Genomic DNA, 21,891 nt, shown 5'->3' on the forward strand with positions numbered 1-21,891 from the left:
TCCACATGCGGCACTCGAGCACGCGGCCGACGACCGTGGTGCCAACCGGCGCCCGGCGTCGGCGGGTGACCGGGTTCACGCTGATCGAGGTATTGCTGGCGACGGTGCTGCTGGCCGCCGGGCTGGCGCTGGCGTTCGCCACCCTGTCGGCGGCGAGCCAGACCGCGACCCGCGGCGAGTTGATGGCGCAACGCAGCGAGCAGGTGCGCGCGGTGGAAGGCTTCCTGCGCAAGCGGCTGGCGGCGGCCCGGCCGCTTGCCTTCAGCACCGGGCAAGACGATGCGTTGCCGCAGTACTTCATCGGCGAGCCGGGGCGGATGCGGTTCGTCGCCAACCTGCCCGATTACCTCGGTCGGGGCGGTCCGTACCTGCATGACTTCCGCGTCGAGGTCGACCAGCAGAAGGTCAGGATCGTGCTGGCGCTCAATATTGTCATTGCGGGTCAGACCATCGAGGATCCCGGGCAGCGGCCAGCGGAGTTGCTGGTCGATGGGTTGGGCCGGGTCACGTTTCGCTACCGCGGGATGGATCCCGATCGCCCGGGGCTGGGCGACTGGCAAGACAGCTGGGACCACGCCGGCCAGTTGCCGCGATTGGTCGAGGTGGAGTTCACCGACGCGGACGAACGCAAGTGGCCGACGTTGGTGGTCGCGCTGCCCCAGGCGGGTGGCGTCGCCGGTATCGCGCCGGGTGCGGGCAGATGAGGGTGTTCGGCAGGCCTGGCAGGAGGCGGCGACGGGCCGCGAAGTCCGCCACCCGCGGGGCGGCCTTGTTGCTGGTGCTGTGGCTGATCGTGCTGTTGACGGCGCTGGTCGGCGCGTTTGCAATGGTGGCACGGGTGGAGCACATGCAGGGACGCGTACTGGTGCGCGGGCTGGCCGCCGATGGTGCGGCACGCGCCGCAGTGGAGTACGCGATCAGCCGGTTGCAGGCCACCGACCCGCGCTTGCAATGGGTGCCCGATGGCCGCTTGTACCCATGGAGCTATGCCGGCGCGCAGGTCGAGATCCGGATCGTCGACGAGAGCGGCAAAGTCGATCTCAACCTGGCCGGCGCGCCATTGCTGGCGGGGCTGTTGCAGGAACTGGGCAGCGACCGGGTCGAGGCGTCGCGGCTGGCAGCAGCGATCATCGATTGGCGCGACCCCGGCAGCCTGACCCAGGTGGCAGGCGGCGCGGAAGACCAGGATTACGCGTCTGCCGGTCGTGGTTATGGCGCCAAGGACGCCCCTTTCGAAAGCATCACCGAGCTGGAGCAGGTACTGGGTTTCACACCGGCCCTGTATGCCGGTTTGTCGCCCCATGTGACCGTGCATGGCGGGTTGCCGCAGCCCGATCCTGCATTCGCATCGCAGCCGGTGTTGAACGCATTGGGCCTGGATGGTGCGGCCATCGTGGGGCAACGCGGCCGTCCCGCACCGCCCCGCGCAGGACTCAACATCGGCATCGGCGCACGCGCCGGCGGTACGTATAGTATTGACAGCCGCGCCCGGCTTACCAACGGGCGGCAGTCCGGGTTGCGGGTGGTGGTGCGCACGGGCGCGGGGCGCTTGCCCGGGATGGCCTACACCGTGCTGGATTGGGATATATCGTATGGGAGCGCGTCGCATTGGAGCGCGCTGCAATTGGACGCGTTGGATCGAAGACAAGGAGCCTCGTCAAAATGAGCCAGATCGCTTCCAGTACCGGCAGTCGCCTGGGCGATATCGGCACCCGTCTGGTCCCGCGTGTTGCCGGGCTATGGCGCTGGTGGGGGCGCTCACTGGCGGAATGGTTGCCGCCGCGGCTGCGCCGGGCGCTGGGCTTCGATCGTGGCCGGCTGTTGCTGCATGTGGATGGCGATGACCTGCAGCTGCGGCTGCAACAGGGCGATGAGTTGCGTGACCTGACGCGCGTGGGGCTGGCGGATGTCTCCGGTCCATCCGATCAGCTGGACCGGCTACTGGGCCGCGGGCAGGACGACCTGCCGCGCTGGTTGCTGCTGGCGCCAGCGACCAGCCTGCGTCGTCGCCTGGTCCTGCCCGCCGCGGCAATCGACCGGTTGCGCGATGTGGTGGCCTTCGAGATTGATCGACAAACGCCATTCCGTGCCGATGCGGTCGCGTTCGATGCACGCGTAGCGGGACGGCGCGAAAGCGACGGCCAACTCGACGTAGAACTGGTGGTCGTCCCGCGGCAGGCGTTGGACCCGGCATTGGACCGGCTGGGTTCGCTGGCCTCGACCCTGGCCGGGGTCGATGTGGCGGCGGGCGACGGCGTGCCATTGGGAGTCAACCTGCTGCCGGTGTCCGAGCGTCGGCTTCATCGTGATCCGTGGGCGATCTGGAACGCCGTGTTGGCGGCGGTCGCGGTGGTTGCCGTGGCGGCGCTGCTGTGGCAATTGCTGGATAACCGGCGCGCGGCGGCCGACGCATTGGAGCAGGCGATGGCCGAACAGGCCGACTCCGGGCGTCAGGCCGCCGCCCAGCGCCATCAGCTGGCCAGCCTGGTGGAAGGCCAGGCGTTCCTGGACCAAGCCCGGGCCCGGCGGCCCACCGCGATCGAGGTCATGGACGAGTTGACCGTGCGGCTGCCCGACCATACCTACCTGGAAAAGCTCGCAATCAATGACGACCAGTTGCTGCTGATCGGTCTGAGTGGCCAGGCGGCCGCCCTGATCGGCCAGTTGCAGGGGGCCCAGGCGTGGAGCTCGCCGGCGCTGGCCGGCGCCCTGCAACCCGACCCGGGCAGCAGCCGTGATCGGTTTACCCTGACCGCGAAACTGGCGGTCGCCGCGCCGCAAGCACCAACACCAACATCGCCAACACCACCAAAGCCCGGGGAGGTCGCCGATGGCGCTGCCAAGCCGGGTCGCTGAACGCCTGGGTGGCCGGGACCGCTGGCTGGCGTTGGCGCTGCTGCTTGCGGTGCTGGGCATTGTATACGCGGTGTTGATCCACCCGTGGTGGACGCTTCCCATGGCCGACGCGAACCAGCGCATCGAGTCGCTGCAACAACGTGAACTGCGCCTACGCGCGCACCTGCAGCAGGCGCCGCAGGTCGCACGCCGACTGGAGCAGGTGCAGGCACGACAGAAGGAGCTTCCGGGGTTCCTGCCCGAGGCCAACCCGGAGCTGGCGACGGCAAGCCTGATCCAGCGACTGGAGGCGGTGGTGCTCCAGGCCAGCCCGGGCAATCGCAGTTGCGCCATCACCAATCGCTCGCCGCTCGATTCCGATAACCGCGAGTCCTACACCCGGGTGACGGTGCAGGTGCGATTGCTGTGCGGGACCCCCGAGCTGGCCAGGGCGCTCGATCTGCTGGAGAGCGGCGCCCCCAGGCTGTTCGTCGACAACCTCAATATCCTGGCCCGCGGCCGCTTCCTCAGCCGCGATACGTCCAGCGGTGCCGGAGGGTTGGATGTGTCGTTCGACCTGTACGGCTATCTGGCGCTTCCCGCTTCGCCGGTGGTATCGGACGGGGCCAACGGGGTGATCCATGCGGATTGAGGACGCCGGTCCGCGAACCCGGCTGCTGGCCGCCGTCGCCGGCGCAGCCGTGTTGGTCTGGGCGTTGGCCGTGGCCGGGATGGGGGGGCGTGTCGCGCCGCTGGATGACACCTCCGACGTGCTGGCGCCATTGCCGACGCTGCCCGCTGCGCCGACGGCCCGGCCGGACACGCCGGGCGGGCATGAAGCGATTGCCGCACGCCCGTTGTTCTCGCCCGATCGCACTCCGCAGCCGTTTTTCCTGGAAAACGACGATGGCGAGCAGACGCAGGGCTTCAACTACGTGCTGACCAGCGTGCTGCTCACGCCCCGGCTGCAATTGGCGATCCTGCAGCCACCGGACGGCAGCGCCTCATTCCGCGTCCTGCTCCAGCACGGGCCGGAGCCTCATCCCGCTTGGCGCCTGGTCGAGCTGGACGAGCGCAGCGCGGTATTCGAAGGGCCGGAAGGACGTCGCACCTTGCCGCTTCGAGTGTTCGATGGCGTGGGTGGTTCGCCGCCAACCGTCCTGGGCAGGTCCGCTGAAGCACCCGCGCGGCGCTTGGATGATGCCCCGGAGCCGGTCTTCCCCGATGATCCGCAACCACCGGTCCGCGAGCAGCCACCCGCGCCGGCTTCGCCCGATGGCACTAAGCAGGACGCGTCCGGCACAGCTGCCGAGCCACCGGCCACCACCGATGCGGCGCAGATGGATTTGATCCGTCAACGCATCCAGGCGCGACGCGAGAAATTGCGTAACCCACCCGCACCGGAACCACCGGCCAACAACCGCTAGAGTGAATGCAATGAAGCAACGCCCTACTGATCACTCGTCATCGACGCCGGCCCGCTTGTCCTCCCTGCGGCGGGGGGCCGCTGTGATCCGCCTGCTCGTTGCCTGGCTGATGGTCGCCGGCCTGGTGGCGGGATGCGCCAGCACCGCGGTGCCCAATGTCCGCCGTGACGGACCGCCGCACCCGACCGGAGCGGCGGGGGTACAGATGCACACCGCGGGAACCGCGCCGGCCACGGTGGTTGATGGCGCGCCAACGCAGTCGCCGGAGGATCCGGAGACCGGATTGCAGCCCCGGATCCACCGCGGCACCGGTCAGGTCATCAACCAGTCCGCCGCAGCGGCTCCACGGCCCAACCCGGGTGGCACCAGCGGGCAGGCCACCTTCAACTTCGAGGGCGAGTCCCTGCATGCGGTGGCCAAGGCGATCCTGGGCGACATGCTGGGCCAGAACTACGTGATCGCGCCCGGCGTGCAGGGCACAGTGACCCTGGCCACGCCGAACCCGGTCAGCCCGGCCGAGGCGATCAGCCTGCTCGACCAGGTGCTTGGCTGGAACAACGCCCGCATGATCTACAGCGGCGGGCGCTACAACATCGTGCCGGCCGACCGGGCTCTGGCCGGCACCGTCGCCCCGCGTACCGGCAGCGCCGCCAACGCGCGCGGTTTCGAGGTCCGCACGGTGCCGCTGCGCTATGTCGCGGCCGAGGAAATGAAAAAGATCCTCGAGCCATATGCGCGCCCCGGCGCGATTGTCGGCACCGATGCGTCGCGTAACGTGATCAGCGTCGGCGGTACCCGCGCGGAGTTACAGAACTACCTGCGCACGATCGAGGTCTTCGACGTCGACTGGCTGTCGGGCATGTCGGTGGGCGTGTTCCCGCTGCAATCGGGCAAAGCCGACCGGGTGGTCGCCGACCTGGAAAAAGTGTTTGGCGAAAGCAGCAAATCGCCGGTGGCCGGCATGTTCCGCTTCATGCCGCTGGAAGGTGCCAATGCGGTGATGGTTATCACCCCGCAGGCGGAGTACCTGGGCCAGATCCAGCAATGGCTGGAGCGCATCGATGGCGCGGGCGGTTCGGTACAGCTGTACACCTACCAGCTCAAGTACATCAAGGCGCGTGACCTGGCCGATCGCCTGTCAGAGGTGTTTGGCGGTTCATCGGCGGGCTCGGACGGCGGCGGCGACGACGGCCGGCCTTCGTTGATGCCGGGACTGCAATCGGCGGAAATATCGTCCAGCGACTCCGGCTCCAGCGTCGTGGTTGGCAACCAGGGGAATTCCGGCGGCAGGAGTGGACGCATCGGCAGAGGCGGGCGCAGTGGTGGTTCTGGCGGCGGTGAGATGTCGCTGGATGCGGCGCAAGGCGGCAATGGCAGCGTCAGTCTGGAGATCCAGGGGGACAAGGTCGGCGTGTCCGCGGTGGAAGAGACCAACGCGCTGCTGATCCGCTCGACCCCGCAGGCCTGGCAATCGATCAAGGACGTGATCGTCCAGCTCGACGTGATGCCGATGCAGGTCCATATCGAGGCGCAGGTGGTCGAGGTGCAGCTCAGCGGCGCGCTGGAGTACGGCGTCAACTGGTTCTTCGAGCGCGGCGTGACCGATGCCGGCTTGCCGAGTGCCGTCGGCCGGGATACCTGGAGCACCCTGGCTGGCAGCGTGCAGGGCGAGGCGGGAAACGGCAGTCCCGCCGGCATGGCGTGGACGTTCCTGGGGCGCAATGCGGCCGCCGTCATCAGCGCGCTCGACTCGGTCACCGACGTCAACATGTTGCAGACCCCGTCGGTGGTGGTCCGCAACAACGCGCAGGCGGAGTTCAACGTCGGCAGCCGGATCCCGGTGTCCTCGGTCACCGTCAACCCCGGTCTGGGCGGCGACAACAGCTACAGCCAGGTCGAGTACCTGGACACCGGCGTGATCCTCAAGGTCCGTCCGCGGGTGACCCAGGACGGCATGGTGTTCCTGGACATCGTGCAGGAGGTCAGCGCGCCTGGCGGTGACCCGGACAAGTACGGCAACGTGCGCATCGACACCCGCAAGCTCAAGACCGAGGCGGCAATCCAGAGTGGCGACACGGTGATGCTGGCCGGCCTGATCCGTGATGGGGTGACCCGCGGCTCGAAGGGCTTCCCGGGCCTGAGCCGGATCCCGGTGATCGGCGGCTTGTTTGGCACCCAGAGCTCCACGACCCACCGCGAGGAAACCATCGTGCTGCTGACCCCGACCATCATCAGGAACCCGCAGGAAGCGCGCGAGATGACCGACGAGTACGGCCGCCAGTTCCGCGCGCTGGAGCCGTTGTACCGCCAGCCCAAACCATGACCCGGAACTTCACTCCGGCAGGGATCCATGGCTGAACTGCCGATCGTTGTATTCCCGGTAGGCGCCGACGACACCGCGCTCGACGCCAGCCTGGCGGCGCTGGAGGCAGCGACACCGGCGGGTACCCGGGTTTGGCTGGCCGACGACGCCCTGGCCGGTCCGCGCGGTTACGCGATCATCGAGCATTGGATGTCGCGCACCGCGTTGAAGGCCGACTACACCCGTCGCCTGCGCAGCATCGGCGAGCTGGCACACCTGGACGAGATACTGGCTGCTTGCGGCGATGCCGACGTCGCCGTGCTCGCCGCCGATGCGGTGCCCGTGTCGGGCTGGCTCAATGCAATGGCCGCTTGCCTGGGCAGCGACGGCGCCATCGCCACCGTCAGTGCCTGGAGCAACGCCGGTGAGGCGGCGGCCTGGCCGCGGATCGGCGAGATCGATCCGATGCCGGCCGATCCCGAGCGACTGGGACGCGCTGCCGCCGCGATGCCGCAGATCCATCCCGAGCTGCCTGCCGCGATCAGTCACGCCGTGGTGTTGCGAGGCAGCGCGCGCAAGCGTGCCGGCGGGCTGGACGTGGCCAGTTACGGCTCCTGGTACGCCGGCCTGATCGACTTGTCGTTGCGGCTGTCGGGACTGGGTTGGCGCAATGTGTTGTGCGAGTCGGCGTTCGTCGCCCGCCCGGCAGAGGGCGCGGCGTTCGAGGGCGACATGGATCGCCTCGCGGCGCGCTGGCCGGACTGGCATGCGCGACTGGCCGCCTTCTTGATGGGCGATCCGCTGCACGGCGCGCGCGAGCAGCTTGGCCAGTTGCTGGCTTCGGTCGGGCCACCGGTGCCGCAGGCCGATCTGTTTCCGCCGCCCGACACGATGGTGGATGCATCCACCGGGCCGGATCGAACGTGACCAGTCCAGCGCCCGCTGCCACCATGCCCGATGCCTCCACGCCGGGGGCCGAAGCCGACATTGCCGTGGTCGTGGTGACCCACCAAAGCGCGTCGACCATCGACGACTGCCTGTGCCGCTTGCGCGCGGCCACCGGCGTCGGTGCGATCCGGGTAGTGGACAACCTGTCCGACGACGGCAGCCTGGAGATCATCCAGCGCCACGCCACCGCCGACCCGCGCGTGCGCTTCATCGCCAACCCGGACAATCCGGGATTCGGGGTGGCATGCAACCAGGGCGCGGCGGATGTCGCCAGCCGCGCGCCGGGATGCAAGTGGCTGGCCTTCGTCAATCCCGATGCGATGGTCGAGCACGACACGCTTGCCCGCCTGCGGGCGCTGGCGATCGACGCAACCACCCCCGGGCACATCCTGCTGGGCGCTGATCTGGTCGGCGAGGATGGCGTGCGTGACCCCGCTGCGCGTCGCCACGCCCCCGACTTTGGCGCGATGCTGGCCGGCTGGTTCAACCGCACAAACCGCAGCTCCGGCGGCGCCGACACGGCGATCCCGCCCGACGACGCCCAGGTGCTGCAGCCGGTGGCGGCGATTTCCGGGGCGTTGATGTTCCTGTCTTGCCGCCTGTTCGAGCAGGTTGGAGGATTCGACGAGGACTACCGCCTGCATGCCGAGGACCTGGATCTGTGCCGCCGGATCGCCGGGCTTGGCGCAACCATTGCCGTCGCCAACCAGGTCCGCGTGGTTCACGTGCGCGGCGTGTCGAGCCGGTCGCGGCCGGTGTTCGTCGAGTGGCACAAACACCGTGGCTTATGGCGCTACTTCCGCAAGTTCGAGGCACCCCGTCGCGGTGTACTGGCGCGCGCTGCCGTCTGGCTGGCGATCTGGCTGCACTTCCTGCAGGTCTTGACCCGGCAGCTGATTGCCCAGCTGATCAACGGCGATCGTTGACGGCGCGCGGGGAAGCTGACCTGCAGTAGATCGCGGGCGCGGATCAGCGGCGGATCAGCGGTACCGGTTGATCTGGTCGCGCAGCGCGCGTGCCACGGTAGCGGCGGCCTGCGCGTAGTCGTCACCAGTGGAGGCATACAGGACCGCGCGCGAGGAGCTGACCATCAAGCCAGTCCCGTCGGCGGTCTTCGCGTTTTTCACCACGGCCTCGACATCGCCGCCCTGGGCACCGACGCCGGGCACCAGGAAGGGCATCTCGCCGACGATCGCGCGTACCTCGCGCAGTTGTTCCGGCCAGGTCGCGCCGACCACCAGTGCGCAATTGCCGTGGCCGTTCCAGTCGCGCGCGATGGTCTCGGCGACGTGCTGGTACAGCGGACGCTCCAACGGGCGCTCGCGGCCGTTGCCGGTCACCAGCAGGTCCTGCAGGTCGCTCGCGCCGGGGTTGGACGTGCGGCACAGGATCACCACGCCGCGGTCGGCGCGATCCAGGAACGGCTGCATCGAGTCACGGCCCAGATACGGGTTGGCGGTCACCGCGTCGGCGCGGTAGCGATCGAACGCCTCGCTTGCGTAATGCTGCGCGGTGCTGCCGATATCGCCCCGCTTGGCGTCCAGGATCACCGGGATGCCGGGGTGGCTGGCGTGGATGTGGGCGATCAGCCGCGCCAACGCATCCTCCGCGCCCAGAGCGGCGAAATGGGCGATCTGCGGCTTGAATGCGCAGACGTATTCGGCCGTTGCATCGACGATGCCGCGGCAGAAGTTGAACACCGCATCGGGATCGTTGGCGAATTGCGCCGGGAACTTCGCCGGCTCCGGATCGAGGCCGACGCAGACCAGTGAGTCGGCGTCGGACCAGCGGTGTTTCAGGGCCTGCATGAAGGTCATCTGGAGTTCGCTCGCGGTGCCTTTGGGGTTACGAGTCCGGTGCGCTTGCCCGGGCTGCATCGTCGTTCCCGAGAAGGCGGGAAACCATGGACATTGGATTTACATCGTAGGTCAGGCAAACGCAACGTCCCTGGATCCCCGCCTTCGCGGGGATGACGGCGAAGGACTGCATCGTCGTTCCCGCGAAGGCGGGAAACGCTTTACAGCAGCCGTACGGCTGATCACCTATGGACATTGGATCTACATCGGAGGTTACGCAAACGCAACGTCCCTGGATCCCCGCCTTCGCGGGGATGACGGCGAAGGACTGCATCGTTGTTCCCGCGAAGGCGGGAAACGCTTTACAGCAGCCGTACGGCTGATCACCTATGGGCATTGGATCTACATCGGAGGTTACGCAAACGCAACGTCCATGGATCCCCGCCTAAAGCATGCGGGGATGACGGTTTGGCAAAGCCGTGGCCGCAGCGCGGTCACGGGCCAATCCGTCACTTCAGCGCCTTGAACCGCAGGCGCTTGGGCTGGGCGCCTTCCTCGCCGAGGCGGCGCTTCTTGTCGTCCTCGTATTCGCGGTAATTGCCCTGGAAATACTCCACGTGCGAGTCGCCCTCAAACGCGAGAATGTGGGTCGCGATGCGGTCCAGGAACCAGCGGTCATGGCTGATCACCACCGCGCAGCCGGGGAATTCCAGGATCGCGTCTTCCAGCGCGCGCAAGGTCTCCACGTCCAGATCGTTGGAGGGTTCGTCGAGCAGCAACACGTTGCCGCCCTGCAGCAGGGTCTTGGCCAGATGCAGGCGACCGCGTTCACCGCCCGACAGCGTGCCGACCAGTTTCTGCTGGTCCTGGCCCTTGAAGTTGAAGCGGCCCAGGTAGGCGCGCGACTGGATCTCGACCCCGTTGATGTTGAGGATGTCCGCGCCGCCGGAGATTTCCTGGAACACGTTGTGGTCGCCTTCCAGCGTGTCGCGGCTCTGGTCGACATAGGCGACCTTGGTCGACGGGCCGCGGGTGATCTCGCCCTTGTCCGGAGTTTCCTGTCCCGTGATCATCTTGAACAGGGTCGACTTGCCGGCGCCGTTGGGGCCGATGATGCCGACGATCGCGCCGGGCGGGATGATGAAGCTCAGGTCGTCGATCAGCAGGCGGTCGCCGAACGACTTGGAGACGTTGTTGAACTCGATCACCGAGTTGCCCAGGCGCTCACCCGGCGGAATGAAGATCTCGTTGGTCTCGTTGCGGCGCTGGTATTCGACCGAGTTGAGCTCCTCGAACCGCGCCATGCGCGCCTTGCCCTTGGTGCGGCCGCCCTTGGCGTTGCTGCGCACCCATTCCAGTTCCTTGGCCAGCGCCTTCTGGCGCGCCTTCTCGCCGGACTCCTCGCGCTTCAGGCGCTCGGATTTCTGCTCCAGCCAGGCGGTGTAGTTGCCCTTCCACGGGATGCCCTTGCCGCGATCCAGCTCCAGGATCCACTCGGCGGCATTTTCCAGGAAGTAGCGATCATGGGTGACCGCGACCACGGTGCCGCTGTAGCGGGCCAGGAACTGCTCCAGCCACTCCACCGACTCGGCGTCCAGGTGGTTGGTCGGCTCATCCAGCAGCAGCATGTCGGGCTTTTGCAGCAGCAGTTGGCACAGCGCGACGCGGCGCTTCTCGCCGCCCGACAGCTTGCCGATGATGGCTTCCCACGGCGGCAGGCGCAGCGCGTCGGCGGCGACTTCCAGCTGGTGCTCCAGCGTGTGCGCATCGCCGGTGGCGAGGATCGCCTCCAGGCGTTGCTGCTCGGCGGCGAGCTTGTCGAAGTCGGCGTTCTCGTCGGCGTAGGCCTCGTAGACCTTGTCCAATGCGGCCTGGGCATTGATGACCTCGCCCAGGCCTTCCTCGACCGCTTCGCGCACGGTGTGCTCGGGGTTGAGCTGGGGTTCCTGGGCCAGGTAGCCGACCTTGATGTCCTTGGCCGCGCGCGCCTCGCCGGTGAAGTCGGGGTCGACGCCGGCCATGATCTTCAGCACCGTCGACTTGCCCGAGCCGTTCAAGCCCAGCAAGCCGATCTTGGCGCCGGGGAAGAACGACAGCGAGATGTCCTTGATGATCTGGCGCTTGGGCGGAACGGTCTTGCTGACGCCGTTCATGGTGTAGATGTATTGCGACATTCGGGGGCTCCGCAGGCAGACGGCGGCGCCCTGCGCGGGGGCAGGGGCCGGAAAGGATCGATAGCCGGCCATTATCCCGGATGCGGGAGTTTCCTGCAGCGGGCGGGTCAGCGGGCAGTTGGTTTGGGTGTACGCCGCACCGGCAACCCGCTCGCCCGTGGTTCCGGCGCCGGGTCAGGGCTAAACTCGGGGCCTTCCCTTCTTCATCTGAACTGGAGTGGCAATGTTTGCGCGCGATGCACGTATTGAAGGATTTGACCCGGAACTCGCCCAGGCCATCGCGAACGAGAATCGCCGCCAGGAAGACCACGTCGAGCTGATCGCCTCGGAAAATTACGCCAGCCCCCGGGTGATGGAAGCCCAGGGCAGCCAGCTGACCAACAAGTACGCTGAGGGCTACCCCGGCAAGCGTTACTACGGCGGCTGCGAATACGTCGACGTGGCCGAGCGGCTTGCTATCGACCGGTTGAAGGAGTTGTTCGGCGCGGACTACGCCAACGTGCAGCCGCATTCGGGCTCGCAGGCCAACCAGGCGGTGTACTTCGCATTGCTGAAGCCCGGTGACACCATTTTGGGCATGAGCCTGGCCCACGGTGGTCACCTCACCCACGGGGCCAAGGTCAACATCAGCGGCAAGCTGTTCAACGTCGTCCCGTACGGCCTGGACGAGTCCGGGTTGATCGACTACGACGAGATGGAGCGGCTGGCCCGCGAGCACAAGCCGAAGATGCTGATCGGCGGCTTCAGTGCTTACTCGCAGGTGGTGGATTGGGCGCGGATGCGCGAGATTGCCGATGCGGTGGGCGCGATCTTCTTCGTCGACATGGCCCACGTCGCCGGCCTGATCGCCGCCGGCGTGTACCCCAACCCGGTGCCGCATGCGCACGTGGTGACCTCGACCACCCACAAGACCCTGCGCGGCCCGCGCGGCGGCATCATCGTTGCCAGCAACCCGACCGAGGAGCTGGTCAAGAAGCTGCAGAGCATCGTCTTCCCCGGCCTGCAGGGCGGCCCGCTGATGCACGTGATCGCGGCCAAGGCGGTGGCGTTCAAGGAGGCACTGGAGCCGGCGTTCAAGGACTACCAGGCCCAGGTGGTGAAAAACGCCAAGGCCATGGCCAAGGTCATCATCGACCGCGGTTACAAAGTGGTCTCCGGCGGCACCGAGAACCACCTGATCCTGATCGACATGATCGGCAAGGGGATTACCGGCAAGGACGCGGAAGCCGCGTTGGGCAAGGCGCACATCACCGTCAACAAGAACGCGGTACCCAACGACCCGCAAAAGCCGTTCATCACCTCCGGTCTGCGCATCGGCACCCCGGCGGTGACCACGCGTGGCTACCTCGAGCCGGATTGTGTCGCGCTGGCCAACTGGATGTGCGACATCCTCGACAACCCGAATGACGAGGACCTGATCAAGTCCGTGCGCGAAAACGTGACCACGCAATGCGCGAAGTTCCCGGTCTATGGCTGACCGCCGCGCGACGAGCACCCGTCCTGCACCCGTAGGTCGGGTTTCAACCCGACACGGCCAGTCCCCCGTAGGTCGGGTTTCAACCCGACATGGCCAGTCCCCCGTAGGGCGGGTTTCAACCCGCCGTCCCCGCACGACCGGGCAACCCGGCTAACCCCCGCCCGCCATGCACTGTCCCTTCTGCCAACACGTAGACACCCGCGTCATCGACTCGCGGGTGTCCGACGACGGTGCGACCATCCGCCGCCGCCGGGTCTGCGAGGCCTGCGGCGAGCGCTTCTCCACCCTGGAGACGGTCGAGCTCAAGTTGCCGGTGATCATCAAGTCCGATGGCCGTCGCGAATCCTTTGACGCACGCAAGCTGCGCGGCGGCTTCGACCGCGCATTGCAAAAGCGGCCGGTGGCGGAAGAGCAGATCGAGACGGCGGTGCGCGCGGTGGTCCACCAACTTCGCCGCACCACCGAGCGCGAGTTGTCGTCGCTGCGGGTGGGCGAGTTCGTGATGGGCGAGTTGCGCAAGCTCGATCATGTCGGTTACGTGCGCTTTGCCTCGGTCTATCGCGCGTTCCAGGACGTGGCGGATTTCCGCGACGAGCTCGACCGGCTGGAGAATGACAATTCCGGCGCGGACCAGTTGCCACTGCTGGGCGGGGACCCGGACACGGCAACAAAATCCCGAAAGCGCTGATGGCGGAACGTTTTCGCATCCGCGCTCGCGCCCGCCAGCGCCCCTGACCGCAGACCTTCCGACTCCCGCAAGAGGAATCCACCGTCCATGCCCGAATTCACCGCAACCGATCACCTGATGATGGCGCGCGCCCTGCGCCTGGCCGAGCACGGCGCTTACACCACCCGGCCCAATCCGATGGTCGGGTGCGTGATCACCCAGGGTGACGAAGTGGTGGGCGAGGGCTACCACCAGCGCGCCGGTGAGGCGCATGCCGAGGTGCTGGCGCTGCAGGACGCCGGCGACCGGGCCAAGGGCGCCACGGTCTACGTGACCCTGGAGCCGTGCGCGCATACCGGTAGCACCGGGCCATGCGCGGACGCGTTGGTCGCCGCCGGCGTGGCAAGGGTGGTGGCGGCGATGCGCGATCCGTTCCCACAGGTCGATGGTGCCGGTTTCGACAAGCTCCAGGACGCGGGGATCCAGGTCGAGCACGGTTTGATGGAAGCCCTGGCGCGCGAACTCAACCGCGGCTACCTGTCGCGGATCGTGCGTGGCCGGCCCTGGGTTCGGGTCAAGCTGGCCACCAGCCTGGATGGCCGCAGCGCGCTGGCCAGCGGCGAATCCAAGTGGATCAGCGGCGAGGCGTCACGCCTGGACGTCCAGCATTGGCGCGCCCGTGCCGGGGCGCTGGTGACCGGTGCCGGCACCGTGTTGGCGGACGACCCGTCGTTGACAGTGCGGTTGGGCGAGGGCGTCGACTTCGCGCCGCCATTGCGGGTGGTGCTCGACCCCGGGTTGGCCACGATCGCCCGCGGCCGGGTGCGCGATGGCGATGCGCCGACCCTGTACATCCATGCGCCCAATACCAAGCTCGGCCGCGGCATCGATGCCGAGCTGGCGACGGTGGCGGTCGATGGCGGTCGCTTCGATCTGCACGCGGTGCTGAAGCTGCTGGCCGAGCGAGGCGTCAACGAAGTCCAGGTGGAAGCCGGGGCAACCCTGGCGGCGGCCTTCCTGGAGGCCGGGGTGGTCGACGAGCTGCTGCTCTATGTCGCCCCGGTATTGTTGGGATCCAAGGCGCGACCTTTATTTGACGGGCTCAACATCGAGACGATGGCCGAGCGCATGCAGATGCACGTGGTTGAATCGCGCCAGTTGGGCGAGGACATCCGGGTTCTGTTGCAGCCGCAACAGGGCTCGTAAAACCAGTGCCCGTAAAACCAGGCGCCGCAAGCCAGGCTTGACGGCGCCGGTACCGATCAGAAGCTGGCGCGGACGCCGACGAGATAGCGCGTGAAGTCTTCGATCATCTCGACCTCGGCGACCAGACCCCAGGTCGGGTTGAACTTGACCTGGCCGCCCAGGGTGCCGACGAAATCACCTTCAAAGTCGCCGCCATCGATGTAACCGGCCTTGACCCAGGCTTCGGTGCGTGCCGATGGCATGCCACGCAGGCCGACACTGACCTTGCCACCCTTGGCGTCTTCGGAGACCTTGCCATCGTAGTCGGCGCCCAGCCCGGACAGCTTCAGCGTCAGCTCCTGGCGCAGGTACGCGATGTCGGCGGTGAAATCGACCCGGTCGCTGAACGCCATGTGGTAGCCGAAGCCCAACTCGGCCTGGTCGATGGAGACATCCAGCGTGGCGTCGCCGTCACGGAAATCATCGGACACCTGGCCATAGCTGCCGAACACATAAGCCTGTGGTGCAATGGCGACCGAGCCGCGCAGGTAACCGCCGTCGCCTTCGGGGTTGCCGAGGAATTCGTCGTCGATATGCAACTTGGCGTAGCCGCCTTCGACGTAGGTGTAGTTGATTTCATTGGCATTTGCGGCAAAGCCGACCGTTGCCAGCATCGCTGCCAGCAGCACACACTTCTTCATCTGGACCCCCTGAATTGATATCCGTCTCTCGCAGTTCAGCGATCAACGGCACGACGCGAATGTGTCGTGGGTCGTATTATCGCTGTGACACAAGTTGATCGTCCAGCGCGAACGGCCGCCACAGCGTTCCACGGATCGGACAGTCGTGGCGCCCGCGGGCTGGTAGAATCACCACGCCACTGCGGTGGCACCACACGTAAACGTCTTCAGGGCGGGGTGCAACTCCCCACCGGCGGTAGGTCACCTGGCCATGACGGCCGCGGTGACAAGCCCGCGAGCGCCTGCAGCCAACTGCTGCAGGGTCAGCAGATCCGGTCGAATGCCGGAGCCGACGGTCATAGTCCGGATGAAAGAAGACGGCGTACGCCAGGCCCTGGGGCCATGCGTAGGCCATTGCCTTGTGGCGTTTTTCGCCATCCATTGATGCGGGAAACGAGCCATGTCCATGTCATTGAAGTGTCCGGTGTTGCGGTGCGTTCTGGCGACCCTGCCGGCTGGTCTTGCCGGGGAGTCACGCTGATGTTCACCGGCATCATCGAAGGTGTCGGCCGCCTGGCCGCACGGGATTCCCGAGGCGGTGACGCACGACTTGTCATCGAGGTCGGCTCGCTGCCATTCGAGCAGGTGGCATTGGGTGAGTCGATCGCCGTCAACGGCACCTGCCTGACCGTGGTCGAGTTCGACGTCGATAGGGGCCACGCAAACACATTTCAGGCCGACGCATCCAACGAGACGCTGGCGCTGACCACCCTGGGCCAGTTGCCCATTGGCGCGCCGGTCAACCTGGAGCGGGCGATGCGCCCGACCGACCGGCTTGGCGGCCACATGGTCAGCGGCCATGTCGATGGGGTCGGCGAGGTCGCAACGATCTCCCCGGATGCGCGCGCCCAACGCTGGCGGTTCACCGCACCACCGGCCGTGCTGCGTTATATCGCCAAGAAGGGCTCGATCTGCGTTGACGGCGTCAGCCTGACCGTCAATGAGGTCGATGCGGACAGTTTCGAGGTCGCGCTGGTGCCCCACACGGTTGCCCACACCGCTTTCGCCGATACCCGGCCTGGCGACGCGGTCAATCTGGAGGTGGATCTGGTCGCGCGCTATGTCGAACGCCTGCTGCAGGGCCGTGCGGAAAGCTGACGTCGCGAGCCTCCCTTCCGCATTTGCCTCCACTACCGGTTTCCGCCCTTGCGGAAATGACGATCACGGGCCCGCGGCGCCTCCCTGCCGCCGGCCCACACCACAGGAACCACCCCGATGAGCTTTGCCACCGTCCCCGAACTGCTGGAAGAAATCCGTGCCGGCCGCATGGTCGTCATCGTCGATGACGAGGATCGCGAAAACGAAGGCGACCTGATCATGGCCGCCGAGCTGGTCAAGCCGACCGACATCAACTTCATGGTCACCCACGCGCGCGGTCTGGTGTGCCTGTCGCTGACCCGCGAGCGCTGCGTCCAGCTCGGTCTGCCGCCGATGGTGCGCGACAACACCTCCCAGCACCACACCAACTTTACCGTCAGCATCGAGGCCGCCGAAGGCGTCACCACCGGCATCTCCGCCTACGACCGCGCCCACACCGTGCGCACGGCCGTCCGCCCCGACGCGACACCGTCCGACGTGGTCCAGCCGGGGCACATCTTCCCGCTGCAGGCCCAGCCTGGTGGCGTACTCAACCGCGCCGGCCATACCGAGGCGGCGATCGACCTGGCACTGATGGCCGGTCTGGAGCCGGCCGGGGTACTGGTGGAGGTGCTCAATGCCGACGGCACCATGGCGCGACGACCGGAGCTGGAAAAGTTCGCCGCCGAGCATGGCTTGAAGATCGGTTCGATCGAGCAGCTGATCCGGCACCGGCTGGAGACCGAGCACACCGTGGAGCGGGTCGACAGCCGGCCGATCGAGACCGACCACGGCCCGTTCCAGTTGCTGACCTACCGTGACCGGCTCAGCCACGCGCTGCATTTTGCGATGTTGCGGGGCGAGCCCGATCCGGCCATCCCGACCCTGGTGCGGGTGCACATGAACAACCCTCTGGCCGACGTGCTGCATTGGCGGCGCGCGGACTTTGGGCCCGCGGTCGGCGATGTGCTCGCCGCGATCGCCGAGCAGGACCGCGGCGCCCTGGTGCTGTTGGCCGATCATGCCGATACCCCCGCGCTGCTGGCGCGCATCCGCGCCGAACCGCAGGCGGACGACGCGCCGATGCAGGAGATCAGTCCCGGCGCCGGCCAGGGCCTGACCGAATGGCGGCGCAATGGCGCCGGCAGCCAGATCCTGGCCGACCTCGGGCTGGGCAAGCTGCGGGTGCTGGGTACGCCGCGCAAGCAGGTCGGGCTGGCCGGCTTCGGGCTGGAAGTGGTCGAGTACGTGGAGTCGATGTAGCCGGTGCGCCCGCGCGGTAAACTGCGGTCTCGCCAGACCCCGGCATTTCCCCTTCCCCTCCAAGGCTTCCCCTGACATGCCCCATATCGAAGGCGACCTGCGCAGCCCTGAAAGCGCGCGTTTCGCAATCATTGCCAGTCGCTGGAACCCGCGCATCACCGACACCCTGGTGATGGGCGCACGCAAGACCTTCTCCGACAACGGCGTGGCCGAGGAGGCCATCGACGTGATCCGGGTACCGGGCGCGTGGGAGATCCCGGTGACCGCCGCGCGTATTGCCGCGGCGGGGCGTTACGCGGCGATTGTCGCGCTGGGTTGCGTGGTGCGTGGCGATACCCGCCACTATGAGCAGGTCGCCGACGGCTGCTCCGAAGGTCTGATGCGGGTCGCACTGGATCACGGCGTGCCAGTCTGCAACGGCGTGCTGGCCGTGGAGATGCACGAGGATGCGGAGAAGCGCGCCAACGGCAGCCATGGCAACAAGGGCGAGGAAGTGGCACTGGCCGCACTGGAGATGGCGAACCTGATGGAGCGACTGGCATGAACCACCGTCGCCGGCCGGGAGGTATTGACGCGGTGGGTCGCTCGCGGGCACGACGGCGCGCATTGCAGGCTCTGTATGCCTGGCAGATGTCCGGCTCCAGCGCGCGCGAAGTGGTGACCCAGTTCGCCCACGAGCAAGCCCGCGAGGTCGCCGACCTGGCCTATTTCGAGGAGCTCGTGCACGGCGTGGACAAGCATCGCGTCGAGCTGGACCAGGCATTGACGCCCTTCCTGGATCGCGATATCGCCCAGGTCGATCCGATCGAGTTGGCGGTCCTGCGGATCGCCGCCTACGAGTTGCAGCATCGCCCGGACGTACCGTACCGGGTGGTGATCAACGAGGCGATCGAGTCGGTCAAGCGTTTTGGCGCCGAGCACGGCCACACCTACGTCAACGGCGTGCTGGATCATGCCGCGGCGCAGTGGCGCGCGGTCGAGGTCAACGCATCACGGCGCAAGCCCGACTGAGCCAACACGGGCATGGCCGAGTTCGACCTGATTGACCGCATCCGCTCCCGGGCCCAGAGCCGCGATGACGTGGTGCTGGGCATCGGCGACGATGCCGCGATCATCCAGGTGCCGGCCGGTTTCCAACTGGTGGTGTGTACCGACACACTCAATGCCGGGGTCCATTTTCCGCTCGATACCACGCCCGCCGATATCGGCTGGAAGGCGTTGGCGGTCAACCTGTCGGATCTGGCCGCGATGGCGGCGACCCCGGCCTGGTGCACCTTGTCGCTGTCGATGCCCGGCGATGACCCGGTCTGGCTGGATGGGTTCCTAGACGGTTTCCTGGCGTTGGCCGCAGAGCACCGCGTTGCCTTGATTGGCGGCGATACCACGCGCGGGCCGCTGTCGGTCAGTGTCACCGCGCATGGGCTGGTCGCGCCCGGCCGCGCGCTGCGTCGCGATGGCGCCCGGGTGGACGACGATCTCTGGGTGACAGGAACGCTCGGTGACGCGGCGGCGGCGCTGGCGTTGTTGCTGCTCGACGCAGATCCGTCCGAGGCGATCGAGTCCCTGCGTCCGCGTCTGGATCGACCGACACCGCGCGTCGCCATCGGTCAGCAACTGGGCGGCCTTGCCCACGCGGGGATCGATATTTCCGATGGCCTGCTGGCCGACCTTGCCCACCTTTGTCGCGCCAGCAGCGTCGGCGCCGAGATCGAGCTCGATGCCCTGCCGAGTTCCTCTGCACTGGCCCGGGCATTCGATCTGCCACAGCGACGCGGCTTGCAGGCGGGCGGTGGTGACGACTACGAACTGTGTTTCACCGCGCCGGTGTGCGCGCGCGAATCGATCGATGCGCTGGCGATACAGACGGCAACCACGATCACCCGCATTGGCCGGGTGATCGCCGGCGAGGGCGTGCGGGCGCTGGAGGCCGATGGCCGGCAGTGGCATCCGCCGCGCACCGGTTATACGCACTTTTAAAGCGACAACGCTTCGCGCACGCGCTGTTTCAGGACCGGCAGCACCTCACCTTCGAACCAGGGATTCGCCTTGAACCAGGCGACGTTGCGCGGGCTGGGGTGGGGCAGCGGCAGCTCGGTCGGCAGGTAGTCGCGCCAGGCGCGCATGGTCGCGGTGAGATTGCTTCCGCGTCGCCCGCCAAGAAAATAGGCCTGGGCGTACTGGCCGATCAGGACCGTCAGTTCGATATTGGGCAGCAGCGGCAGCAATCTCGGATGCCAGGTCGCGCGGCATTCGGGGCGGGGCGGGGCATCGCCGGAACCGGCCTTGCCGGGGTAGCAGAAGCCCATCGGGATGATCGCGACCTGGGCCGGATCGTAAAAGGTCGGGCCATCGATCCCCAACCACTCACGCAGGCGCCGCCCGCTGGCGTCATCCCACGGCACCCCGCTGAGGTGCACCTTGCGCCCCGGTGCCTGGCCGACCACCATCAGCCGCGCGCTCTGGCTGGCGGCGAGCACCGGGCGCGGTCCCAACGGCAACGAGGCCTCGCAGATCCTGCAGGCGCGGATGTCCACCAGCAAGCGATCCAGCTTGGCAACCTCGCCGGGAGGGTCCGTGGGGCGAGCCGGGCCTGGTGTCGCCGCTGCGCTCACGGCGGCAGCAGCTTGCCGGGGTTGAGGATGCCGTCGGGGTCGAAGGTGGACTTGATGGCGCGCATCAGCGCCAACGTCGGCGGCGTGATTGCCTGCGGCATGAAGTCGCGCTTGGCCAGCCCGATGCCGTGCTCGCCCGACAGGGTGCCGCCGAGTGAAATCGCCAGCGTGAACACTTTGGCCATTGTGGCGTTGGCGCGCGTGGATTGATCCTCGTCGGCGGGGTCGTACATCAGGTTGACGTGCAGGTTGCCATTGCCGGCATGGCCGAAACAGACAATCGGCAGCCCGCAATCGCGCGCCAGTTGTTGCACGCCATCGACCAGTTCCGGGATGCGCGAGACCGGCACCACCACGTCCTCGTTGATCTTGCCGGGGGCGAGCGTCCGCAGCGCCGGCGACAGCGATTTGCGCGCCGCCCACAACTGCGCGCGCGCGGCCTCGTCGGCGGCGTCGTCCAGGGCGACCAGGCCTTCGCCCCGAGCCGCGTCCTTCAGCGCTTCGATATCGTGCGGCAAATGCGCCGGGTCGCCGTCCGCTTCGATCATCAGCAGGGCGCCGGCGTCATCGGGCAGGTCGGCGCCACTGACGTCGCGCGCCAGCCGCACTGCGTGGGCGTCCATGAACTCCAGCATCGACGGCGTGACCGGCTGCGCCATCAAGCGGGCCACTGCCTGCGCGGCACTGGACACGTCGCGATAGATTGCGCGGAGGGCGCGCCGTGCGGTCGGTGCCGGGGTCAGTCGCAACGATGCTTCGACGATCAGCGCCAGGGTGCCTTCACTGCCCACCAGCAACCGCTGCAGGTCGTAACCGGTTGCGCCCTTGGTGGTCTGGGTGCCGCAGTGGATCAGCTCACCGGCACCGGTGACCGCGGTCAGGGCGAGCAGGTTGTCGCGGCTGGCCCCGTACTTCACCGCGCGCGGCCCGCCGGCGTTGCAGGCCAGGTTGCCGCCGACGGTGCTGAACGCGGCGCTGGTCGGGTCCGGTGGCCAGAACAGCCCGTGCGGAGCGAGCGCGGCTTGCAGATCGCCATTGAGGACTCCGGGCTGGACCACCACACAACGGTCGCCGGGACGGATGTCGAGGATCTTGTCCATGCGCTCGAACGACACCACCACGCCGGCATGGATCGGCACCGCCGCGCCAGTGGTGTTGGTGCCACGACCCCGGGGGATCACCGGCACCCGGTGCCGGCGGCAGGCGCGAACCAGCGCGACCACCTGCGCCGCCGAGGTGGGCAGGGCGACCGCGTCGGGCAACGCCAACTGCCGCGAGTTGTCATAGGCGTAGGCAAGGCGTTCGCTGTCGTCGGTGAGCCACGCCGCGCCCAGCAAGCCGGTCATCTCAGCATGCAGTTCGGGCGGCAATGGTGTGGACATCACGCT

The 21,891-nt window shown here is 67.5% G+C and carries 21 protein-coding genes and 1 riboswitch; of the genes, 16 read left to right on the plus strand and 5 right to left on the minus strand.

What is annotated here, in order from left to right:
* The first annotated feature begins 5 nt into the window (after positions 1-5).
* From ACW7G1_RS03120 to ACW7G1_RS03155, 8 genes are all read left to right on the plus strand, one after another.
* A complete protein-coding gene (locus ACW7G1_RS03120; protein ID WP_456978825.1) occupies positions 6-704 on the plus strand; it encodes a prepilin-type N-terminal cleavage/methylation domain-containing protein in 699 nt (232 codons plus the stop codon).
* Complete coding sequence (locus ACW7G1_RS03125; protein ID WP_456978301.1) at positions 701-1,666, plus strand: general secretion pathway protein GspK; 966 nt, start codon at positions 701-703, stop codon at positions 1,664-1,666. Before ACW7G1_RS03120 ends, ACW7G1_RS03125 begins: the two co-directional genes overlap by 4 nt.
* Complete coding sequence (locus ACW7G1_RS03130) at positions 1,663-2,856, plus strand: PilN domain-containing protein (protein WP_456978302.1); 1,194 nt, start codon at positions 1,663-1,665, stop codon at positions 2,854-2,856. The genes ACW7G1_RS03125 and ACW7G1_RS03130 overlap by 4 nt, the downstream gene beginning before the upstream one ends.
* Positions 2,831-3,487: a type II secretion system protein GspM gene (gspM, locus tag ACW7G1_RS03135; protein ID WP_456978303.1), complete on the plus strand. Its 657-nt coding sequence runs from the start codon at positions 2,831-2,833 to the stop codon at positions 3,485-3,487. The genes ACW7G1_RS03130 and gspM overlap by 26 nt, the downstream gene beginning before the upstream one ends.
* The gene (locus tag ACW7G1_RS03140; protein ID WP_456978304.1) at positions 3,477-4,262 is read left to right on the plus strand and encodes a type II secretion system protein XpsN; all 786 of its coding nucleotides are present in this window, start codon (positions 3,477-3,479) and stop codon (positions 4,260-4,262) included. Before gspM ends, ACW7G1_RS03140 begins: the two co-directional genes overlap by 11 nt.
* 109 nt (positions 4,263-4,371) lie before the next feature.
* Entirely contained in the window at positions 4,372-6,585 is a 2,214-nt protein-coding gene (gspD, locus tag ACW7G1_RS03145; protein WP_456978826.1) for a type II secretion system secretin GspD, read from the plus strand.
* A 27-nt stretch (positions 6,586-6,612) separates the two neighbouring features.
* Positions 6,613-7,491 carry a glycosyltransferase gene (locus ACW7G1_RS03150; protein ID WP_456978305.1) on the plus strand — a complete coding sequence of 293 codons (879 nt, stop codon included), beginning with the start codon at positions 6,613-6,615 and terminating at the stop codon, positions 7,489-7,491.
* Between the two features lie 23 nt (positions 7,492-7,514).
* Positions 7,515-8,438: a glycosyltransferase family 2 protein gene (locus ACW7G1_RS03155; RefSeq protein ID WP_456978827.1), complete on the plus strand. Its 924-nt coding sequence runs from the start codon at positions 7,515-7,517 to the stop codon at positions 8,436-8,438.
* A gap of 54 nt (positions 8,439-8,492) precedes the next feature.
* Here ACW7G1_RS03155 and pyrF read toward each other — a convergent pair whose 3' ends face one another.
* Together pyrF and ettA are read right to left on the minus strand one after the other, a co-directional pair.
* Positions 8,493-9,329 carry an orotidine-5'-phosphate decarboxylase gene (gene pyrF, locus ACW7G1_RS03160; RefSeq protein ID WP_456978306.1) on the minus strand — a complete coding sequence of 279 codons (837 nt, stop codon included), beginning with the start codon at positions 9,327-9,329 and terminating at the stop codon, positions 8,493-8,495.
* A 488-nt stretch (positions 9,330-9,817) separates the two neighbouring features.
* Positions 9,818-11,482 (minus strand): energy-dependent translational throttle protein EttA, encoded by a 1,665-nt coding sequence (gene ettA / locus ACW7G1_RS03165; RefSeq protein ID WP_456978307.1) that lies wholly within the window; start codon positions 11,480-11,482, stop codon positions 9,818-9,820.
* Positions 11,483-11,705: 223 nt separating this feature from the next.
* On the opposite strand from ettA, the gene glyA reads away from it, so the two are divergent.
* The 3 genes from glyA to ribD all read left to right on the plus strand — a co-directional run bounded on the left by glyA (position 11,706) and on the right by ribD (position 14,832).
* Positions 11,706-12,959, plus strand: coding sequence for a serine hydroxymethyltransferase (gene glyA, locus ACW7G1_RS03170; RefSeq protein WP_456978308.1), 1,254 nt, complete (start codon positions 11,706-11,708; stop codon positions 12,957-12,959).
* 166 nt (positions 12,960-13,125) lie between these two features.
* Entirely contained in the window at positions 13,126-13,647 is a 522-nt protein-coding gene (gene nrdR / locus ACW7G1_RS03175) for a transcriptional regulator NrdR (protein ID WP_456978309.1), read from the plus strand.
* Between the two features lie 87 nt (positions 13,648-13,734).
* Positions 13,735-14,832 carry a bifunctional diaminohydroxyphosphoribosylaminopyrimidine deaminase/5-amino-6-(5-phosphoribosylamino)uracil reductase RibD gene (ribD, locus tag ACW7G1_RS03180; protein ID WP_456978310.1) on the plus strand — a complete coding sequence of 366 codons (1,098 nt, stop codon included), beginning with the start codon at positions 13,735-13,737 and terminating at the stop codon, positions 14,830-14,832.
* 56 nt (positions 14,833-14,888) lie between these two features.
* Here ribD and ACW7G1_RS03185 read toward each other — a convergent pair whose 3' ends face one another.
* Entirely contained in the window at positions 14,889-15,512 is a 624-nt protein-coding gene (locus tag ACW7G1_RS03185) for a hypothetical protein (RefSeq protein ID WP_456978311.1), read from the minus strand.
* A gap of 198 nt (positions 15,513-15,710) precedes the next feature.
* A riboswitch (FMN riboswitch) is annotated at positions 15,711-15,874 on the plus strand.
* A 157-nt stretch (positions 15,875-16,031) separates the two neighbouring features.
* Between ACW7G1_RS03185 and ACW7G1_RS03190 the strand changes: the two genes are divergently transcribed.
* From ACW7G1_RS03190 to thiL, 5 genes are all read left to right on the plus strand, one after another.
* Positions 16,032-16,649 carry a riboflavin synthase gene (locus tag ACW7G1_RS03190; protein WP_456978312.1) on the plus strand — a complete coding sequence of 206 codons (618 nt, stop codon included), beginning with the start codon at positions 16,032-16,034 and terminating at the stop codon, positions 16,647-16,649.
* A gap of 117 nt (positions 16,650-16,766) precedes the next feature.
* Positions 16,767-17,891 carry a 3,4-dihydroxy-2-butanone-4-phosphate synthase gene (ribB, locus tag ACW7G1_RS03195; RefSeq protein ID WP_456978313.1) on the plus strand — a complete coding sequence of 375 codons (1,125 nt, stop codon included), beginning with the start codon at positions 16,767-16,769 and terminating at the stop codon, positions 17,889-17,891.
* A gap of 76 nt (positions 17,892-17,967) precedes the next feature.
* Positions 17,968-18,435 (plus strand): 6,7-dimethyl-8-ribityllumazine synthase, encoded by a 468-nt coding sequence (gene ribH / locus ACW7G1_RS03200; RefSeq protein WP_456978314.1) that lies wholly within the window; start codon positions 17,968-17,970, stop codon positions 18,433-18,435.
* Positions 18,432-18,902, plus strand: coding sequence for a transcription antitermination factor NusB (gene nusB / locus ACW7G1_RS03205; RefSeq protein ID WP_456978315.1), 471 nt, complete (start codon positions 18,432-18,434; stop codon positions 18,900-18,902). The genes ribH and nusB overlap by 4 nt, the downstream gene beginning before the upstream one ends.
* 12 nt (positions 18,903-18,914) lie before the next feature.
* The gene (thiL, locus tag ACW7G1_RS03210; protein ID WP_456978316.1) at positions 18,915-19,868 is read left to right on the plus strand and encodes a thiamine-phosphate kinase; all 954 of its coding nucleotides are present in this window, start codon (positions 18,915-18,917) and stop codon (positions 19,866-19,868) included.
* Here thiL and ACW7G1_RS03215 read toward each other — a convergent pair.
* Together ACW7G1_RS03215 and ACW7G1_RS03220 are read right to left on the minus strand one after the other, a co-directional pair.
* Positions 19,865-20,503: a uracil-DNA glycosylase family protein gene (locus tag ACW7G1_RS03215; protein ID WP_456978317.1), complete on the minus strand. Its 639-nt coding sequence runs from the start codon at positions 20,501-20,503 to the stop codon at positions 19,865-19,867. The two genes, thiL and ACW7G1_RS03215, sit on opposite strands and share 4 nt — an antisense overlap.
* Positions 20,500-21,885, minus strand: a complete 1,386-nt coding sequence (locus ACW7G1_RS03220; RefSeq protein WP_456978318.1) for an FAD-binding oxidoreductase — start codon at positions 21,883-21,885, stop codon at positions 20,500-20,502. Before ACW7G1_RS03220 ends, ACW7G1_RS03215 begins: the two co-directional genes overlap by 4 nt.
* Between the last annotated feature and the right edge of the window lie 6 nt (positions 21,886-21,891).

Source organism: Lysobacter sp. A378 (assembly GCF_054052125.1).

What these genes read in the sequence shown, in the direction of transcription:
- ACW7G1_RS03120 (WP_456978825.1), top strand. Translation starts at nt 6, where the DNA reads ATGCGGCACTCGAGCACGCGGCCGACGACCGTGGTGCCAACCGGCGCC.
- ACW7G1_RS03125 (WP_456978301.1), top strand. Translation starts at nt 701, where the DNA reads ATGAGGGTGTTCGGCAGGCCTGGCAGGAGGCGGCGACGGGCCGCGAAG.
- ACW7G1_RS03130 (WP_456978302.1), top strand. Translation starts at nt 1,663, where the DNA reads ATGAGCCAGATCGCTTCCAGTACCGGCAGTCGCCTGGGCGATATCGGC.
- gspM (WP_456978303.1), top strand. Translation starts at nt 2,831, where the DNA reads ATGGCGCTGCCAAGCCGGGTCGCTGAACGCCTGGGTGGCCGGGACCGC.
- ACW7G1_RS03140 (WP_456978304.1), top strand. Translation starts at nt 3,477, where the DNA reads ATGCGGATTGAGGACGCCGGTCCGCGAACCCGGCTGCTGGCCGCCGTC.
- gspD (WP_456978826.1), top strand. Translation starts at nt 4,372, where the DNA reads ATGGTCGCCGGCCTGGTGGCGGGATGCGCCAGCACCGCGGTGCCCAAT.
- ACW7G1_RS03150 (WP_456978305.1), top strand. Translation starts at nt 6,613, where the DNA reads ATGGCTGAACTGCCGATCGTTGTATTCCCGGTAGGCGCCGACGACACC.
- ACW7G1_RS03155 (WP_456978827.1), top strand. Translation starts at nt 7,515, where the DNA reads ATGCCCGATGCCTCCACGCCGGGGGCCGAAGCCGACATTGCCGTGGTC.
- pyrF (WP_456978306.1), bottom strand. Translation starts at nt 9,329, where the DNA reads ATGACCTTCATGCAGGCCCTGAAACACCGCTGGTCCGACGCCGACTCA.
- ettA (WP_456978307.1), bottom strand. Translation starts at nt 11,482, where the DNA reads ATGTCGCAATACATCTACACCATGAACGGCGTCAGCAAGACCGTTCCG.
- glyA (WP_456978308.1), top strand. Translation starts at nt 11,706, where the DNA reads ATGTTTGCGCGCGATGCACGTATTGAAGGATTTGACCCGGAACTCGCC.
- nrdR (WP_456978309.1), top strand. Translation starts at nt 13,126, where the DNA reads ATGCACTGTCCCTTCTGCCAACACGTAGACACCCGCGTCATCGACTCG.
- ribD (WP_456978310.1), top strand. Translation starts at nt 13,735, where the DNA reads ATGCCCGAATTCACCGCAACCGATCACCTGATGATGGCGCGCGCCCTG.
- ACW7G1_RS03185 (WP_456978311.1), bottom strand. Translation starts at nt 15,512, where the DNA reads ATGAAGAAGTGTGTGCTGCTGGCAGCGATGCTGGCAACGGTCGGCTTT.
- ACW7G1_RS03190 (WP_456978312.1), top strand. Translation starts at nt 16,032, where the DNA reads ATGTTCACCGGCATCATCGAAGGTGTCGGCCGCCTGGCCGCACGGGAT.
- ribB (WP_456978313.1), top strand. Translation starts at nt 16,767, where the DNA reads ATGAGCTTTGCCACCGTCCCCGAACTGCTGGAAGAAATCCGTGCCGGC.
- ribH (WP_456978314.1), top strand. Translation starts at nt 17,968, where the DNA reads ATGCCCCATATCGAAGGCGACCTGCGCAGCCCTGAAAGCGCGCGTTTC.
- nusB (WP_456978315.1), top strand. Translation starts at nt 18,432, where the DNA reads ATGAACCACCGTCGCCGGCCGGGAGGTATTGACGCGGTGGGTCGCTCG.
- thiL (WP_456978316.1), top strand. Translation starts at nt 18,915, where the DNA reads ATGGCCGAGTTCGACCTGATTGACCGCATCCGCTCCCGGGCCCAGAGC.
- ACW7G1_RS03220 (WP_456978318.1), bottom strand. Translation starts at nt 21,885, where the DNA reads ATGTCCACACCATTGCCGCCCGAACTGCATGCTGAGATGACCGGCTTG.